8 protein-coding genes are annotated in these 18,429 nt (G+C 32.4%); all 8 read left to right on the forward strand.

The window, feature by feature from the left end:
- Positions 1 to 16: 16 nt before the first annotated feature.
- The gene (locus tag C8N46_RS09015) at positions 17 to 745 is read left to right on the forward strand and encodes a hypothetical protein (protein WP_146169778.1); all 729 of its coding nucleotides are present in this window, start codon (positions 17 to 19) and stop codon (positions 743 to 745) included.
- 17 nt (positions 746 to 762) lie between these two features.
- Positions 763 to 6,933, forward strand: a complete 6,171-nt coding sequence (locus C8N46_RS09020; RefSeq protein WP_108114548.1) for a hypothetical protein — start codon at positions 763 to 765, stop codon at positions 6,931 to 6,933.
- Positions 6,934 to 7,013: 80 nt separating this feature from the next.
- Positions 7,014 to 7,268: a hypothetical protein gene (locus C8N46_RS09025; protein WP_108114549.1), complete on the forward strand. Its 255-nt coding sequence runs from the start codon at positions 7,014 to 7,016 to the stop codon at positions 7,266 to 7,268.
- A 132-nt stretch (positions 7,269 to 7,400) separates the two neighbouring features.
- Positions 7,401 to 8,345 (forward strand): PKD domain-containing protein, encoded by a 945-nt coding sequence (locus C8N46_RS09030; RefSeq protein ID WP_108114550.1) that lies wholly within the window; start codon positions 7,401 to 7,403, stop codon positions 8,343 to 8,345.
- Between the two features lie 2 nt (positions 8,346 to 8,347).
- A complete protein-coding gene (locus C8N46_RS09035; RefSeq protein ID WP_108114551.1) occupies positions 8,348 to 8,806 on the forward strand; it encodes a hypothetical protein in 459 nt (152 codons plus the stop codon).
- 137 nt (positions 8,807 to 8,943) lie between these two features.
- Positions 8,944 to 10,674: a hypothetical protein gene (locus C8N46_RS09040; RefSeq protein WP_108114552.1), complete on the forward strand. Its 1,731-nt coding sequence runs from the start codon at positions 8,944 to 8,946 to the stop codon at positions 10,672 to 10,674.
- Between the two features lie 7 nt (positions 10,675 to 10,681).
- The gene (locus C8N46_RS09045; RefSeq protein WP_146169779.1) at positions 10,682 to 17,683 is read left to right on the forward strand and encodes an invasin domain 3-containing protein; all 7,002 of its coding nucleotides are present in this window, start codon (positions 10,682 to 10,684) and stop codon (positions 17,681 to 17,683) included.
- 17 nt (positions 17,684 to 17,700) lie between these two features.
- Positions 17,701 to 18,381 (forward strand): phage tail protein, encoded by a 681-nt coding sequence (locus tag C8N46_RS09050; protein ID WP_108114554.1) that lies wholly within the window; start codon positions 17,701 to 17,703, stop codon positions 18,379 to 18,381.
- The last annotated feature ends 48 nt before the right edge of the window (positions 18,382 to 18,429 follow it).

Here is an 18,429-nt window from a genome sequence, read left to right on the forward strand (position 1 = left end):
ACAAAATATATCTAAAATGGAAATTCCAAAAACAAACAATAAAGTCGAAAAAATAGATTTAAATCTTTTCTCTAAAAAACAGGAATCATTTTTGAGTGTCAATAAAAAATATAAAAATATAGATACTGTTTATGTAAATAAGAGGAGTTCTTCATATTCTGAACATGATGCAAACCGTAATACGCTTGTTTATTACTCAGGAAATTTAAAAAAAGATGGAACCGTTGAGAATATTTCTGGTTATGATTATTCTATTAACCCGATTTTTCCTGTTTATAAAAGCTTCCATAATAATGGAAATATTAAAACAAAGGGTGTTGTTTGTTGGTTTGGTTTTGATATTGGCGTTTGGTATCATTTTGATGAGAACGGGAATGTTATCAAAACAATAGATTATGATGAAGGTTTTGATTTTACTTATCAACAAGTATTTGAATTTTGTGAGGAGAGAGGTATTCCTCTGGTAAAAAAGAATAAAGGAAATAGAACAAAGATTTGGAAACAGGTAATTTCAGATGATAAATATTATTGGCACATAGAGTATCCAATAATTGAAAAGATAAAAAATATAGATACTAAAGCATTAAAAAAAGAGATTGAACAAGGTATATATATCAAAATTGAAGAAAATGAATACATTAAAAACGTAAGTAAACATGTAAAACTTGATGGGAAAACTGGAGAAATTCTTGAAACAAAAGAAAGTCCACTTCCAATTTTTGAGGAAGATATCGATGATAATTAAATTAACAAATTTATAATATGCCAATTACAAAATATTATCCGCCTTTATCTGATGTCGTAAGTGTAGATGATTTACCAGATGTTCTCAGCTTTATAAAAGATGGAATTCAATCGTTTTTTGATAATATATACTACAAGGATTTACAATATTCAAAAAGCTTAAAAGGAGATGCTGCGTTCTATAGTTTAGATATTGTCAGTAGAAAGCGATTATCAATTGAGCTACCAGGAACAGGTATTTTTTTAGTACTTAATCCCGATCAAGAGGATTTTAATATTTCGTCATTTCCTATTACTGTATTTTGGGAGTGGAAAATATTGGCATATAAACGCTTTTTCAATTTAAGCAACTTCTCATTCTCTATAGAAGATTTATTTAATCTTAGTTTAGATATTTTTGAAGTAAGTGAATTACAGGTTATCGATTCAGCTATCAGAACTTTTGTCGTTCCTGTTGATTCATCTACGACTAGGCTTGAGCAATTTGTTAATGATGTAAACGCATTATATGGAACTTCAATATCAATTCCTATAAATCCAGAAACAGAATTAGAAGAATTAGTATTTGAAATTAATCAGCAAGCTGGAGCAACAGCATATTTATCAGTATTATCTCTATATATCCTCACAGGTGATGCGGTAGAGCAAAAGGAAAAATTAAATAAAATCTTCTCTATATTTATACCCCAAGACATTGAAGAATATTTAAGAGAACTATTTATACCTAAAGCTAGGGTTACATTAGAGCTCTCTACAGGCATAGAATTTCCAAGAAATATATTGAAACCTGTTTACGACGAAAATGGAAATAGCTCCTATGGCTCATCTACAGGAAATATTCCTTACGATATCATTCCAGAAGATCCTGACGGTAATCCAAAAGTTGTATTAAGTTTTGGTGAAGCACTATTTTATGCTGATACAGAAAAAGGTTTAGGATATAATATGGAATTGGTATTAAATACTAATGTTCCAGCACAAATAGGTAATACTGGATTAATTATAGATGTCCAAAATCTTAAAATAGACCTAAGTCGTGATGAAAATATTTTGGAAGCCGATTTAGATGGTAGGCCACCAGAATTTATGGGTGTATATACAGACTATACTGCAATTATACTCCCCAAAAAATGGTTCAATAATGAAGAAAATCATCCAGATACTACAGCTAGACTTGCTGGATATAATCTGTTAGTTGGTACGGGTGGAATTTCTGGAACTATGGCTCTTGAAGTAATTGATGGAACAAGTGATCCAAAATTAATAAAAAAACTAGGCAACAACGGCTTCGAAATCTGGTTTACAAGTTTTGATATAACATTCCAGCAAGGACACATCGTAGAGTCTGATATTCAAGGAGGTTTAAAAATACCAAGATTAAAAGATGCCAATGGTAATATTGCTAACATTGATATTTTTGGACATTTAGATGATGATGGTGGTTTTAACGTGACTGCATCTGAGCAAGATGGTTTTCAACCTATAATAATCCCTAATGTACTAGAACTACACATTAACTCTTTAGAAGTGGGTAGAGAAAGTAATGATACCCCTTTTTACATTGGAACCGCTTGTGATATTGTATTTACGAATGCAATTATAAAAAAGTTCATAGGAGATCAACGTATCGTTGTGGAACGTTTACGGATCTATAGTGACGGGAGTTTTGAAATTGTTGGAGGAGCTATAGCAGTACCAACCAATTTTACATTAAACTTAGGACCTGTAGAAATATCCGTTACAGGTATCAATTTCGGTTCTTTCCAAGAAGAAGATGATAACGGAATACTGCGAAAGTATAATTTCTTTGGTTTTGATGGAGGTATCAGTTTAGGGAGTATTGGTGTTGAAGCACGTGGTGAAGGTGTAAAATATTTCTATACCGTAGATGATGCACCTGCTGTAGGTAATGAAGGAGATGATGATTACATACCAGCTAAAGAGCATCATTCGTATATAAAAATAGAAACCATTGAGGTCGATTTAACTATACCAGGAAACGCATCAGCAAGCTCTGCAACAGCGATTATAAAAGGCTGGTTATCTATCAACGAAGTAGAATATGCAGGAGGCGTATCATTAAAATTACCAAAATTGAAGATGGCAGGTGGAGCCAATATGCGCTTACAACCAAAACCACCCGCATTTTTAATAGATGCATACTTAGACATTCCAATTCCAATTCCGCTTGCCGCAACAGGTTTAGGAATCACAGGGTTTAGAGGGTTAATGGGCTTTAGATATGTGGCTGAAAAAGAAGCAGTAGGTTTACACTCACACGATGATTCATGGTATGATTATTATACCCATCCACCACGAGGTGTAGATGTTTCAAAATTTAATGGACCAGATAAAACCGAAAATTATTCAAACCCTATTAGTTTAGGTGCTGGCATGACTGTAGCGACTATGGGAAGTAATAACATTATTTCACTTCGAGTTATGGTATTATTGTCCATTCCTAATATGTTGATGATTGATGGAAGGGCAAGTATTTTAAGCAAAGAATGGGGATTAGACGATAGTGGAGAACCACCATTTTTTGCCTTTATGATTCTTGCTGATAATGGTATAGAAATTGGCGCAGGTGTAGATTTTAAATTACCACAAAATAATGGAAGTATTATTGATTTGCATGCATATATGCAAGCGGGTTTCTTTTGGGACAATCCATCTGGTTGGTACTTAAATATGGGAACTCGCGAAGATCCTATTACGGCAAAAGTATTATCTCTGGTAGAAATGGAAAGTTTCTTAATGCTTTCAGGAAGTGGTATTGAAGCAGGCGCTAAAGTTTCTTTTGATATCAATGAACGCTTTGGGCCTATTGGTGTTAAAGCGCACTTAATTGCAGAAGTAGGAGGTTTTATAAGTTTTGAACGCCCTCAAATAGGCGGTTATATGACTGTTGATGCTGGTGCGCGAGTCGATTTATTTGGAATCATTACCGTTGGCGTGTCATTCTATGTGCATTTTTCTGTAGAAGCAGCGAATCCATTTTTAATTTATGCAGAAATACGAGTTTGTGGACGTATAAAACTCTTATTTGTAAGAATAAAAATTTGTGCAACGGTTAAAATTAAGTGGGAGAAAAGTCGTAAAGTAAATAGAGACCCTATTCCTCCTATTGCAGAAGCATCAAGAGATCAAGCTGTGAAGGGAATTCACATGCTTACAGGAGAAACTTTTGAACTTATTAATTTTGGCGATTCTGCTCCTGATGCGAATAGTGATCACTTATTTAATGATGCTATCATCCCATTAGATACGTATGTAGATATTAAGTTTGAAAAAGCATTGTTACCTGGTGATATTGCAGGTATTATTGGGAGCTACAATTCTCCTCCAGAGAATTATGAGGATATAATACCTCCTGTCAAAGTAATTAAGGGGAATGAATTACGCCAAGTAAAACATCGCTATCAAATTACAGATATTTCAATTAAAGCAGCTGAAGATGGTTCAAATCATTGGGTAGATTATCATCCTTATGAAGCAGTTGTTAAAGGAGATAATTTAAATGCTGAAGAATATGCCAAAATTGGAGAGTTGCGTATTGGACATTGGCAAAAATCTAACAAAGAATACAATGCAATTCGACTTTTAGCAAGCTCACCATTTTCATACACAGAGCAAGGAGAGCCTGATTGGTTTGTTCCTGAACAAATAGGATTAACTCCTAGTTCTTTCTTCTGTTCAGGAGCGATTAAAAAGTCAGATTGTGCTAATTGGTTACATAGTCCGCTAGATACAAATTATCATACCAAAACTAATTTTCCATATTACCATACGCATCAAAATGTATTCTTTAATATTTCACAAGGGCAAACATCAAGTGTTAATGGAATTGTGATGAACTCCATTGCTAAAGTTGTGGATGATTCAAATATTTTTGGTTTTCCTCAATCTTTAAAATTTCCTAATACAAGTGCTTTAGAGTTTAAATTTCCCAAACCATCTAAAGAAGTTACTTTAAAACTAAGTACAAATGCACAAGGAATCAAGGTGATTTATTATACGTCTTTTATTCCTGAAGGAAGCTTTTTAACGGAATATGTACCTATTGATAGTAGAGATTTTACACCATCAGACTTAACGAATCAAGATGGAGTTACGTACACGAGTAAAGAAGCTCCTATTAGTAAAATAAAAATTTATCCTATTCATGCAGATCAATCACAGATAGATGCCATCTATGAGCAGATAGAAGCTTTATTTGCTGAAACTTATGAGGAGTTGCAAAATGATATACCTCAAGGAGCGGATATTAAAGAGCCATTGAATACTGCTGAATATTACAGATTACTAAACGAATTAAAAATATTACAGAACAAAGGATGTCACGCTACAATTCCAATAGAAGGTATTGGTAATATGCAAATACAAAGTGATAATTATGATGAAAGGGTATTTGAAGTTGGAAAAACTCCAATAGTAGCAAAAAATAGTGGTGAAATATATTGTCAGATATACAATGAAATTGATAATGATGGTATTGATGAGTATCGTTTTAGAGTTTATAATTTTGATTGTAAAATCATACTGAGTAGCAGTACAAGATATCACAGCAAAGAAGCTGCAATTAGAGAAGTGGAAATAGCTATAAACAATATCTTGTCTAATGATGAAAGTATTTTAATAAAACAAACAGTTAATGGGAAATGGTATTTTAATATCATCGATGAAACAAAAGAAGTAGTCGCAAGGAGAATACAATATTTCATCCAAAAGCAAGAATGTTTGAATGAAATAAATGATTTAAAAACGATTCTTCAAAATCATAATATCGTAATAACCGAAGATTCTTGTATTGAAAAAGACAGTACTCCTCTAATCATAGATGATTCTTGCGATCCATGCAGTTTACATCAAGTCCTTTTAAATCATTACAATAATTGTTTTTTAGATGACAATCAACATACGGCCTGTTTTGATGAATTTATAGAACTTCTTACTAGTTGTGGTAAAAATACGAAACCAATAATCACAGGCATCACATTTCCTAGTGGAAACTGTTGTGAAGAAGTAGTAGAGTTACTGCCAATAATAACGGGAATCACATTTCCTAATGGGAACTGTTGTGAAGAAGTTATAGAGTTACCGCCGATAATCACAGGCATCACATTTCCTAGTGGAAACTGTTGTGAAGAAGTAGTAGAGTTACCGCCAATAATAACAGGAATCACATTTCCTAATGGAAACTGTTGTGAAGAAGTAATAGAATCACCGCCCATAATCACAGGAATCACATTTCCTAATGGAAACTGTTGTGAAGAAGTAATAGAATCACCGCCCATAATAACAGGAATCAACTTTCCTAACGGGAAATGCTGTGAAGAAGTAATAGAATCACCGCCCATAATAACAGGCATCACATTTCCTAACGGGAATTGCTGTGAAGAAGTTATAGAATTACAGCCCGTAATAACAGGAATCAACTTTCCTAATGGAAACTGTTGTGAAGAAGTAATAGAATCACCGCCAGTAATAACAGGAATCGCATTTCCTAATGGAAACTGTTGTGAAGAAATTATAGAATTACCGCCCATAATAACAGGAATTACATTTCCTAACGGGAATTGCTGTAAAGAAGTAATAGAATCACCGCCAATAATAACAGGAATCACATTTCCTGAAGGTAATTGTTGTGAAATCACACTAACAAATGGACTAGCAGTAACCTTATTACAAGGTACTTGTAGCACTCAGAATCTTGGATCAAGCTTTACATATTATGTTTCAAATTATAATATCCAAAATGGGCATATCATTTATATAGATGCTTCACTAATAATGCCATTAAATATAAGCCCTAATCAAAACTATTACTTTGGCGGAACTTCTGGAGTTTCCAAAAGAAGTTTTTCTGTAGGACTCAATGGTGTAGTTTCCAATATGTCTTTATGTACTACAAATGATTTTAAAACAGCTTTGCAAGCTGACAATTGTAATAGTTATAGTGGACAAGGCTATTCTGTATCTGTTATAGGAGATGGGAGAACCATTGGAAATCAAGTTTTTATTCGAAATACATTAAATTCTTTTAACGGGAATTATAATTGGTATAGATTCAGCTCTAATACTAATACACAGGACTTTTATCCGAATTTTAATCATTTAAAAATAACTAGTTATATAGTAAAAATAGATATAAATGGTGTCATAATTCAAGTAGACGAATGCATTTAGTATTTAGCAAATAAATTAAGATATAAAGGATTTAATATTCATATAAAACAAATAATAAACATTAATAAAAATCAAAAAATATGTGTCAAATAAGTTTTACAATACAATATGCAGATGCTGATGGAGATACGCTTCAAGCAGCAGAAGGAAAATATAGACTTGCTACTAGTACAGGGGCATGGACTTCTTTTGTTATTGATATAAATGATCCAAAAACACCAGATATTACAGTTCTTGGAGACTATGACTTAGAAGTTAGAATACAGGATACAGGAAATCTTTGGAGTGATTGGTATGCGTCTAGTTTTAAAGTATCTAGCGATTGTGCGTCTTGAAATTGAATGAAGTTTCTGAGGGAAGTTTTAACGTAAGACATTATGAAGTATATAACTGGTGTCGTAACTCAAATAGATTAAGATATAAAGGAGTTAATACTCATATAAAACAAAAAATAAAAATTAAGAAATATGTGTCAAATAAATTTTGCAATACAATATACAGATGCTGATGGAGATACGCTTCAAGCAGCAGAAGGAAAATACAGACTAGCCTCTAGTACAGGAGCATGGACCCCTTTTGTTATAGACATAAGTAATCCAAAAACACCAGATATTACAGTACTTGGAGACTATGATTTAGAGGTTAGAATACAGGATACAGGAAATCTTTGGAGTAATTGGTTTGCGTCTAGTTTTAAAGTATCTAGCAACTGTGGATCATCAAATCAAACTCCAACAGTTAATGCAGGTTTGGATCAAAATATATCATCTAATAATACATCCGTTACAGCTACAGCTTTTGGTTTTGGCGGAACTATTGTAAGTTATTTTTGGGAACTTTTAGGAAGTGTGGATTCTCCTACATCTATATCTACGTCCATAGACGCCTCCATTAGTATCACAAACCCTAATTCTGCTACTACAACTATAACAGGACTTACAGAAGGTAGTTATACTTTTAGGTGCACCGTTACAGATAGTAATGGTATAACAGCTTTTGATGATGTTATAGTAACATATATTGCGGAAATAGTGGGAAATACTTTTTTTAATGTGACGTTAAGTGGGAGAAATCGTTTCAAAATAGAATCAAGTCAATATATAAACCAAGCAAGTTTTACTCTAGTCTTTGAGACTATAGAATACGATTCAACAAATGGAGTAAGGCAGTTAGATGATGAAATATTTAATATTTCTGGAGTATATAATTTATCTAGTACAACTAATCAAAACACGATAATAAATATCATAAAGCAGAATGCTAATATCTTAGATACTGCTGTCAGTTGGAGCGAAATTGGGGGAATTTACTCAATTGTTTTTGAAACAGTATATACATCAACTGGAATTCCACCTGAAGAAAACGCTACAGAATACCAATTAGATAGTATTAAAAATGTGAGTGCTACTTAAGGATGTTGTTTAATAACTATAAAGCAGCTATAAGTATTTTATATCATTTATTAGGTGCAAATAATTTTGCGATTACTGGTAGTTTAGCAGATTATAAGCATTTAGGAGAAGATGTCTTGATAAATGATATAGACGTTATAATAGTACATGAAGAGATATTAGAAAGGCTAAACCCATATTTCAAATTAAATAAAAATAAAGAAATCAATTATCCCTCTATACCTCATATAAAGAGAGTATATGTTTACAATATTTTAAATATAAAAATTGAAATATTCTTAAATGAAAAATTTAATGAAATTGAAAAGTGTTCTTTTTCTGGACTATCTATAAATTTTGTAAATATAATCGGAAGAAAAAAAGAACTCTTAAACTTTATTGACTTATCTAAAAAACAAAAAGATATGGTAAGAATAGTAAAGTATAATAAAAAATTAAAAAGATACAATCTAAAAAAATAAGACTTTAGATAAAGTCGTATTTCTAAAATGAAATAATAGAATTAGAGGCTATTAAAAGGTGTTAAATTTTAAATTACATAAAACTGCATAGTTTGTCTTAATAAAGATTTTTAAATAACAAGTTAATAATAAATATCATGCCAATAAAAGATAAAAGATTAGCGCAGGCAATAAAAGCTGAGTTTGCAGAATACAATTTAGTTTTAGCGCAATTAAAAACATGTTCAGAACCTATATTGTGTGCTGAATATAAGGCTAGACTAAAAGAATTGGCGCAAGATATTATTACTATTGTTAAAGGACTTTGTAATGACGCTAATTCACAATGTGGTACTTTGTTACACGAAATATGTTGGTTGTCTGTTGAAGATTGGACATATAATGATAATATTCCAGGTCAGGAAGCTATACAAAAAGATTATTTGGCTACAGTTGATGCTGTAAACAAAGTAGTAGATCCTATTTGGCGTCCTAACACAAAATATCATATAGCCTTTACACTAAAAGATATTGTAGATGATGTTGATACACCAGAAGGTACATTTCACTATCATTATGGATTCAAAACAGCAGGAACCATAGGACATTATCACAATGCACCTAATGTAAGCTATGGAGGAGAACGAAACGCAGATGGTAAACTATTAAAACCAGAAAAATACCCTTTAACTTCATTAAAACAGTATATAGATTACAATCGTTCATATCCGAATGCTGATGGTAATTTATTGCGTTCCAAGCCTTTGTTTTATAGTAGAGAACAGGCGAAATTACAATTGTTTTACATAAAACCATACGTGGCGCACATGTTTAAAAACACATGGGAAACGTATGGAGTTTTGCCAAAAATAGAAACAATAGATAATGAGGGCAATCAATTAGAATCTTTTAAAGTTTTTGTACAAGATCCCGTATCAAACGTTATTATGGAACATCCGATGCCCCCTGAGGTAGATGTTACCACAATTCCTCAAACTACAGAAGAATGGGTAGCAGATGAAAATGCACCAATACCACCGAAACTACAGTTTATCCAAAACTTTGTAGAAGCACAAGGAGGAAATTGTGACTTTGTAGGAGGAGACAAGATTATACCCGCGAGGCAGTATACCACTGTAACTTTTGGAGGCGATTTGAAACCTCGAAAAATGTATACCGCCATTGTAACCAATGCTTTTAATGGCATACGAAAGCGAGTACATGATTTTGGTTTTCAAACCTCTCGTTATAAGTCTTTTAAAGAGCAAATACATAGCTACATACTTGACGCTGAAAATAATGTCAAGGCAATATTTACTATTGATTTAAATATAAACACTCAAATAATTGAGGAAGCATATACTATTCTAACAGAGACAAATGCAGCAAGCAATACACAAGAAACAGAATTTATAGATCTTCTGGACAGAATTATAGAAGGTATTTTTAGAATAAAGCCTTTAGATCCGCCAGTAACTACAGAGTTCAACATTATCAAAAACCGTAATACGAATGATGCTGTAGCAATATTAATTAGAAATCCAGAACCATTTAATGATCCTAAAATTCCTTTGGAAGTGATAAACGGAACTGATCCTATCATTAATTTGAACGAAAATGAAGACTCAGATAGTATTGAAGTTTTTGGAACAATTGATATTCTAAAGCCAGACGGAAGTACTGACGCCAATTACAAAATGCTATTCTCTAAAGACTATTCACAAGTTATAATAATGCATAGCACTAAGGAAATTATAGACACCAATATATCAATACGTTTTAGATATATAAACTGGAACGGTTCCTCTTACACGATAGAAAACGATTTATATAATAGTGACTCAAATAGTTCTGTTAAAGCAGAAATTACCATTAACACAGAAAATTAAAAAAAGGATGAGTTTTATAACCAAATGGCAAACTAACACCAACAATGAGTCAATTACCATTCCTGCAACAGGAGGCGGTTATAACTATTCAGTAGATTGGGGAGATGGTTCTATAGAAACGGGTTTTACAGGGAATGCGACACATTTTTACAGTACTGCTGGAATATATACGATAACAATTACAGGAGATTTTCCTCATTTTGTTTTAGATAATGCTATTGGTCAACTCGTATCAGTAGAACAATGGGGAACTATTAAATGGAAATCTATGGCAAATTCTTTTGCCAATGGTCATTTTCAATTAAATGCTCAAGATACACCTGACTTATCAGATGTAACAGATATGAGCTATATGTTTTATAAAGCAAGAATAGAAATATATACAAACATAGAAAACTGGGATGTTAGCAATGTAACTAATATGCTAAGACTCTTTTTTCAAGAAGCACCATCATTAGGTTATAGAAAGGCGGATAGCGTTACTATTGTTAAGGCTACTGATTTAAATGATCCCTACAATCCATATCTCTTTAACCAAGACATCAGTAACTGGGATGTTAGCAACGTAACCGATATGTATGAAATGTTTTATCATGCAGGTTATTATGGGTATAATGGTTTTTCTACAGCAAATTATGATGCTCTTTTAATCGCTTGGAGTAAATTAACATTACAAAGAAATGTAGTATTAGGAGTTACAGCAAATTTCTGCTTGGGGGAAGTCGCAAGAACTAAAATAATAAATAATTTTGGTTGGACTATTACAGATGAAGGCAAAGATATAGAATGTGAAGAAGCTACAATAAATCTATATACTAGTACCATAAAAGCGAACCCGACAAGCATTATTGCTAATGGTACCAATACCTCACTTATTACAGTGCAACTTAAAAATACTACGAATACTAATATTACTACTGGAGGTGAAACAGTTGTAATCTCAACCAATTTGGGTACACTAACAACAACTACCGAAAATGGAGATGGTACATATACAGCTTCACTAAGCGCTACTTCTGGAGGTGTGGCATTGGTATCTTTTACTGTCAATGGACAACAAGCCAGTACTTCTGCTAGCATAAATCTTACAGCCGTAAGTGCTGCTTGCGAGGCTCATATTGCGTTTGTAATTGACGAATCTGGTTCAATAGATCAAACAGAAGCTGCGCAAATACGATCAGGCTTACAAAATTTTATTGATACTCAATTAAATGGACCTTTTTATATTTCACTCATAGGAATGTCTCCAAGTGATGTTAATAATAGAGAAGATCATATAAAATATCAACAAGTTACACCAACGACTAAAGCTACTTTTGATAGTTGGATTACTGCATATAGAAATAGAGGTATTGGCGCTCAGGCAGATTATTGGGCATCAGGTTTAGAGGTCGTACAAAGTTTAGAAATAACCCCAGACATTGTAGTTATTATTACGGATGGTTTACAGGTAAATAATGTACAAATATTATTGGATAGAATACTAAATGTTAACAATCAGTCTCATATTTTCACCTATGGAATCCTATCAGGAGGTTATAGAAACAGTAATGGAGAGTATGTAAATTTACTTAAAGATTGTTTAGAGTCTTTTTTAGAAAGACTACCAATTTTGAGCGTAAATAGTAATGATTTACTTACTACAGATTACATTGGTTATTCAGGAGAACAAAAATTTACAGATTTAGGAAATGCATTATCAGGTTTGTCACAAACATTAATTACTTCAGAGGTAGGCTGTGGTAATATAGAAATTATTGAAAATAATATCAGCGTAAATGTTTTAAATCTATATAATTTCGTAGTAAATGTTTATGTTGGTTTCATTAAGGTAAGAAATTATAAAAGTAGTACCCATACCATAATGGCAGGTACACAAATTGCTTCTATAAATGGAATTTTGTTTACAACTGCTTATCAGGTTATAGTACCTCCAAATGGGACAGAGGCTAATGTTTCTATACATATAAACGGTTTTCCTGTTAGAGAAGGTTCTTTTACGCAAGAAATAGCAATTGCAGGAATCTTAAATCCACAATCTTTTCAAGTCGCATTTAGTGTTGAGATTGAAGAAGTATTAGTAATTTCTGAAAATTATCATTTACAATCTAAAAACTTATATCTACAATCAGCTGGTTCTACAGGAAACGATGGAAGTGTAAAAGGCATTCATTTAAGATGGTTATTAAAAGGATATTTAGGAGATGCACACCTTCCTAAAGGAAATAATGCAACACAAAATCATCATTTTAACAAACCAGATGATTTTGTGCGTATATACAGGGCTCCGTATGTTCCTCAATATCTTACGTTAAATTTTGAAAACAGTTCACCAAATATTGTAGATCACAATCGCTATCTGTGGACATATCGCATTAATGAAGTGACATTTTACACATATTTTAAAAATACAATAAAATACAATTCAGTTAAAGCGACAATAAACCCTTTGGTAAATAGCTATGGCTTTATTCAGGCTTATGGTAATGAACTCATTGAAGTTGAACATAAAACAGCACTATCTTTTGCGGTACATTTAAGAGCAAATACAGACTCAATACCAATTAAAGCAGAAACATTATCTGTGGAGCAAAACAGTTTGACAGCTACGAAGTACGTAACTGCAAGAAAAGAATTCACAGGACAAGGGCGATTTGAAGAAGAAAATATACGAGCAGTCCGATACAAAGCAAATCATATAACACAAATCCAATTTGAATTATATGCAGATGCATTCGCTTACAATCATGAACGAAACTATTGGAAATTAATTGGAGATTTTGCACTGACACTAAATGACACAGAAGCTGAAAATAGACTAGAATCAGCTAATGGTTCTACTAGAATTCATGGAGTATGGCCTCGTTTTAATGATGGTGAAACTGTAAATAAAGAAAATTACATTGATCGCTGGAATGGACAAGAAACACAAGCATACGAAACAGATCCAGCATACCACGAATACTATGATAGGCGTTTAAAAACCATTGTAAAACGATACATAGAACTTTCAGATGAAGAAATAAACAATCCAATGGCGATAGAAAGTATACCATTCAGTGCTCCACTACCAGAAGATGTAGTTTCACAAGAAGAAGATGTACAAGATATCTCAAACTTAACTATGATTCAACTAGCGTCAATGGATTACCACGTAGCAAGAATATTAGGTCTTGGGCATATAGATAATGATATAAATACAAGCCAGATAGATAAAAAATATATCTATCTAGCAGAATATACTACAGTAGCCAATATAAAGAATGGGCAGCAAGGCGAAAATGCGGAAGAAATTCAACATCTATACCTGTCATTACCAACAGCAATGGAAAACGAGCGATTACCTATGCCTGTCGATTTATTAGAACCAATTTTTGGAACTAACAATTTAGATAATGAAAACATAAACAAGTCCATAGATGCAGAAGGGTATTTATTAAATGGGAAACAACGCTTTATCAGTTTAGTAACTAAAGAATTGCCTGAAAATGATACTAACATAAATTTCTTTGAAAATACAGACCAGTTTAGTACTTCAGAAACTACCATTCCTGTATATGTCGGATTAGAGTATAAACTGTTTGATCCTTTAAATCCAGATGCTTCATCTTGGCGAAAGCCGGAATTATCTAACACTTCTAATTACAAGAATTTCACACTCAGTACGGATGAGACATCCATACATAATGAGACTATTCCTATCTTAATTCCAGAGCCTAATGAAACACTATTTTTACATCGTGAACGAGAAGAAGGCTGGCATAGATACAGCTCTTATGGAATAAATTGGTTTAGTCGTTCTCAAAGGAGTACCGTTTTTTGGGATGTTGAAACTCGTTTTAAAACTAAAAATAGATTATTGCCGCCATCAAACATAAAAGCCTGTTTAATTGTAGAAGAAAGTCCGCTGATGTTTTCTTCATCCCATGAGCAAGATTTACTAAGATCCATATCAAATGATGATAAAACGTTGGTACGACTCACATTTGATCACCATATTAATCAAGACAGAATTACATATCAGATTAATGAGGAATCAATGGGAACTTACGAAGATCCTTTAGATAAAAATGCTATTTTTAAAGATAGTAAAGAGGTTTTTGCAGATAAAATAAATATTTTCTTCAGAAATAGATCTCCTCAAACTGTAGCTGGAAAAATAAAAAGTATAGCTGCACATCCTAATAATACATTGGCGACTATACGAACAGAAGCCTACCAATTGGCAAGTACAGGAGAAGAAATTGTGCCAAATATTCCAGTGAATCAATTATCACATTTTGTAGGGAGTGTTTTTATGTTTAACAATGTAAAATACATAATTCATGAAATAGCAGCATCAACTGTTACTGGAGAAGGGCCAATATTCACGGTTTATAAAGAATTAATTTCACAAGCAATGCTTACTGGAACAGAACCCGATCCAACAATACCTTTAGAATTACCAAAACCAAATGGTATGACCATGTTTAATACTGTTGAAAATATGCTTACAGAAAGTAATTGGCAAATAGGAACATCAGTAGCAGTAAATAAATTAGGTTTTCAAATTGAAGTAGGGTATGATTCAGTAGATGATATCCATAGAGAAATACTGGAAGAAGAAAGTATTAGTGGTGTTCCAGAAAAAATACTAGAAAAATCTAGAGGAATATGGGAAACCGCTATCATAGAAGAAGCGCTCAGACCAAAGGAAAATATTTACCAAACGGATGATGATGGTAATGATGTTTTAGATAATGACGGTAATAAAATTATAATAGCAGAACCCACACATGTAGGAATGTATAAAATTTCATTTCCAGGATATAAGTTAAATCATCATCCGCAATTCGATTCGCATCATGTTGATTGGTATCAGGGAATTGTTAGAATACATACACAAAACAATCCAACTAAAAAACGTAAAATTTTAGAAGTTGTAAGTATTGAAAATATAGGAAGTACCGAAGATGATTTAATAATTTATGCCATAGATCCGCAATATCCAGTAAATGTTGAGGATGTCAATCAAGTTGACGGATTTGATCCAATACTAACTGGTGAGCAAGAGGTTAACTTTTATCCTAATTATAAAATGTATTTATATTATGATGCAGCGCATTATCTCACAGAAGATGCTATTTTACCCGATACAGGAGAAGAAATACGATATTCTATCTTAGGATTACAAACCGTAGATCCAAATCATCCTGAAGAAGCTACAAACAGTGCTGATTGGTACAAATCCAAAATAAGTCAACCAGCTTTATTCTTTGCACAAGAAGTTATAAGTCCTGAAACTCCTTTATTATCAAATGGAGAAGATTTTATTTATGCAACAAGACCCGATACTTTTGGAAAATCGACATTTTCATTAACGCCTAGTTTTAAGCATATACCACACGGATTACAATTTTACAGAAGTAATGATGATGCTATTTTAAATGCATTATATAGTCCTGCAACTGTTTTAGAGATTAAAGAAAAATTAAAAGAAGATTTTGATCCAAAATTCCACTTAGTAAAACGTTGGCAAAATTTAGTAGGATTTAATTTTGAATATGAAGAAACATATCAAACAGATAACACATTCTTTTTATATCCTGAGGACGAAACAGGATATCGTTTTCCAAATCCAGATAAATATCAACTATATAAATCTATAAATGATATTCTTGAATATAGAAATCATAATTATGAAGGTGTTAACCAACCGCTACTTAATTTAGGAAATCCAAATGATGATAATGATAATGGAATAATAGGTACATTAAGCTTGACGGAGATTGTGATCCCAGCGTTACCCTCTGAAGGAATAGATGAACCTGTTAGCTTCAAAGAATATATAAAATCAGTACTATTTAATGTCTTCACGCCACTTACTGAAATTCCTTTAATGTATCAATACATAAAGCCATCAAGTTATACGCCCATAGCTAAAAAGCAAGTAATTCGTGATGATAATGGTGATTTGTTGTCACCATCAGACCCTAAATTTGACATGGCTCCAATGGCAAAAATAATGTCAGCACAATTTATTAGTGAAATCGAAGAAGCCAAAACGCGTATTCTATTTACAGATTTTAACTTAGACGGCACCTCAAATAATCTTTATTTCTATGCAATACGAGAAATAGGAAATACAATGCAATTAGGGGAATATAGCCCTGTATTAGGTCCTGTAAAATTGGTAAATACAAAACCACCACAAAATCCAGATATAAAAAGAGTAATGCCTATTCTAGAAAATAATAATTTAAACATAGAACCTGGTATTTCGATTGAAATTAATGCCTATCCTAAAATTCAAAACATAAAACAAGTTAAGCTATACAGAACTCTGAATCCTAAGAAGGCACTATCGGTTAGAACTATGGAATTAGTAAAAACGATAGATTTAGAAGCTGATGAGCAACTTTTGAATAATATATGGAAGTTAAAAGATGAATTTACGGATTTAACTTATGTACCATACGGAGATCCATTATATTACAGAGTAACAGCTTTGAGAAAAATTCAATATGTGGATGGAAGTAATATTGTAAAAGATAATCATCCTCAAGTTACCGAATATGTCCCTTCAGAACCCTCAAAACTATTAATAAGTAGTATTGTAGAAAATGCGAATCCAGATGCTCCAAGTTTAGAATATAACTTTGATACCGATTCAGATGATAATTCTTTACTGCATAACATAATTCTGAAGTGGGATAAAAAAGTACACAATGGTAAATACTATTTGTATAAAATGAATTCTCAAGGAAATTGGTTCAGAATACACGTGCTTATTTCTAATGCAGATTCTATACAATTACTCTTAACAGATACTTCTTTACAAAGTGGAACGCTATCTACTAAAAATGCAGAAGGAGACTCAAAATACCATCATTTTAAAGTAATGTCTGAAAACTCAGCAGGAATGATGAGTACAGAAGAAAAAATATTGACAATTCCTAGAACAGATACCGTTGCTCAAAACGAGGGTATTGGGGATATGATTATTGAAAGTACAAATATTATTAGATAAAATTAAAAAAATAAATTATGGCAACGCAAAGCAAAGAAACACTAAAAACATATTTTGAAACAGGCGACAAACCAACACAACAACAGTTTGAAGATTTAATAGATAGTTTGAATACTCCTTTTATTGGAGAAATAAAAACGGTTAGTTTTCCTTCTGTTCCTAATGGTTGGGCAAAATGCGATGGACAATTACTTAATATTTCAGAACATACTACCTTATTTAATTTAATTGGAACTATTTATGGAGGTGATGGAACGACTACATTTGCGCTGCCTAACTTACAAGGAAAAACCATGATTCATAATGATTCTAGTTATTCACTTGGACAAGCAGGAGGAAAAAAAGAAAATACGCTTACAGAAAATCAATTACCAGCTCATACTCATGATATTGGAAATTTAGAGATAACACACAATTTAACAGGTACCGTATTAGCAAATGAAGAAGACGGAGAATCTAATGATCCGCAATTACAAAATTTTAGTATTGCTACTGGTGGTAGTTCAGATCCCATGCTCTATAATTCTATGACAAACGATAAGACTATGGCTGCTAATAATGTACTTGTCAATGGAACAATTTCATTTTCTGGCACTATTACAAATACAGGAAATGCAGTACCTGTAAACAATATGTCACCATATCTTGTGGTAAATACAATTATAGCTTTGGAAGGGAGAAACCCGCTAACAAACTAAAAATAAAATAAAACATATTTTTTTGGATTCACATTTTCCTTTGATAAA

The organism is Kordia periserrulae (assembly GCF_003054265.1).
Taxonomy (GTDB): domain Bacteria; phylum Bacteroidota; class Bacteroidia; order Flavobacteriales; family Flavobacteriaceae; genus Kordia; species Kordia periserrulae.

Bases quoted from the DNA above. Each gene is read 5' to 3' on its own strand.
- C8N46_RS09015 (WP_146169778.1), top strand. From the start codon at position 17: ATGGAAATTCCAAAAACAAACAATAAAGTCGAAAAAATAGATTTAAAT.
- C8N46_RS09045 (WP_146169779.1), top strand. From the start codon at position 10,682: ATGAGTTTTATAACCAAATGGCAAACTAACACCAACAATGAGTCAATT.
- C8N46_RS09040 (WP_108114552.1), top strand. From the start codon at position 8,944: ATGCCAATAAAAGATAAAAGATTAGCGCAGGCAATAAAAGCTGAGTTT.
- C8N46_RS09030 (WP_108114550.1), top strand. From the start codon at position 7,401: ATGTGTCAAATAAATTTTGCAATACAATATACAGATGCTGATGGAGAT.
- C8N46_RS09020 (WP_108114548.1), top strand. From the start codon at position 763: ATGCCAATTACAAAATATTATCCGCCTTTATCTGATGTCGTAAGTGTA.
- C8N46_RS09025 (WP_108114549.1), top strand. From the start codon at position 7,014: ATGTGTCAAATAAGTTTTACAATACAATATGCAGATGCTGATGGAGAT.
- C8N46_RS09050 (WP_108114554.1), top strand. From the start codon at position 17,701: ATGGCAACGCAAAGCAAAGAAACACTAAAAACATATTTTGAAACAGGC.
- C8N46_RS09035 (WP_108114551.1), top strand. From the start codon at position 8,348: ATGTTGTTTAATAACTATAAAGCAGCTATAAGTATTTTATATCATTTA.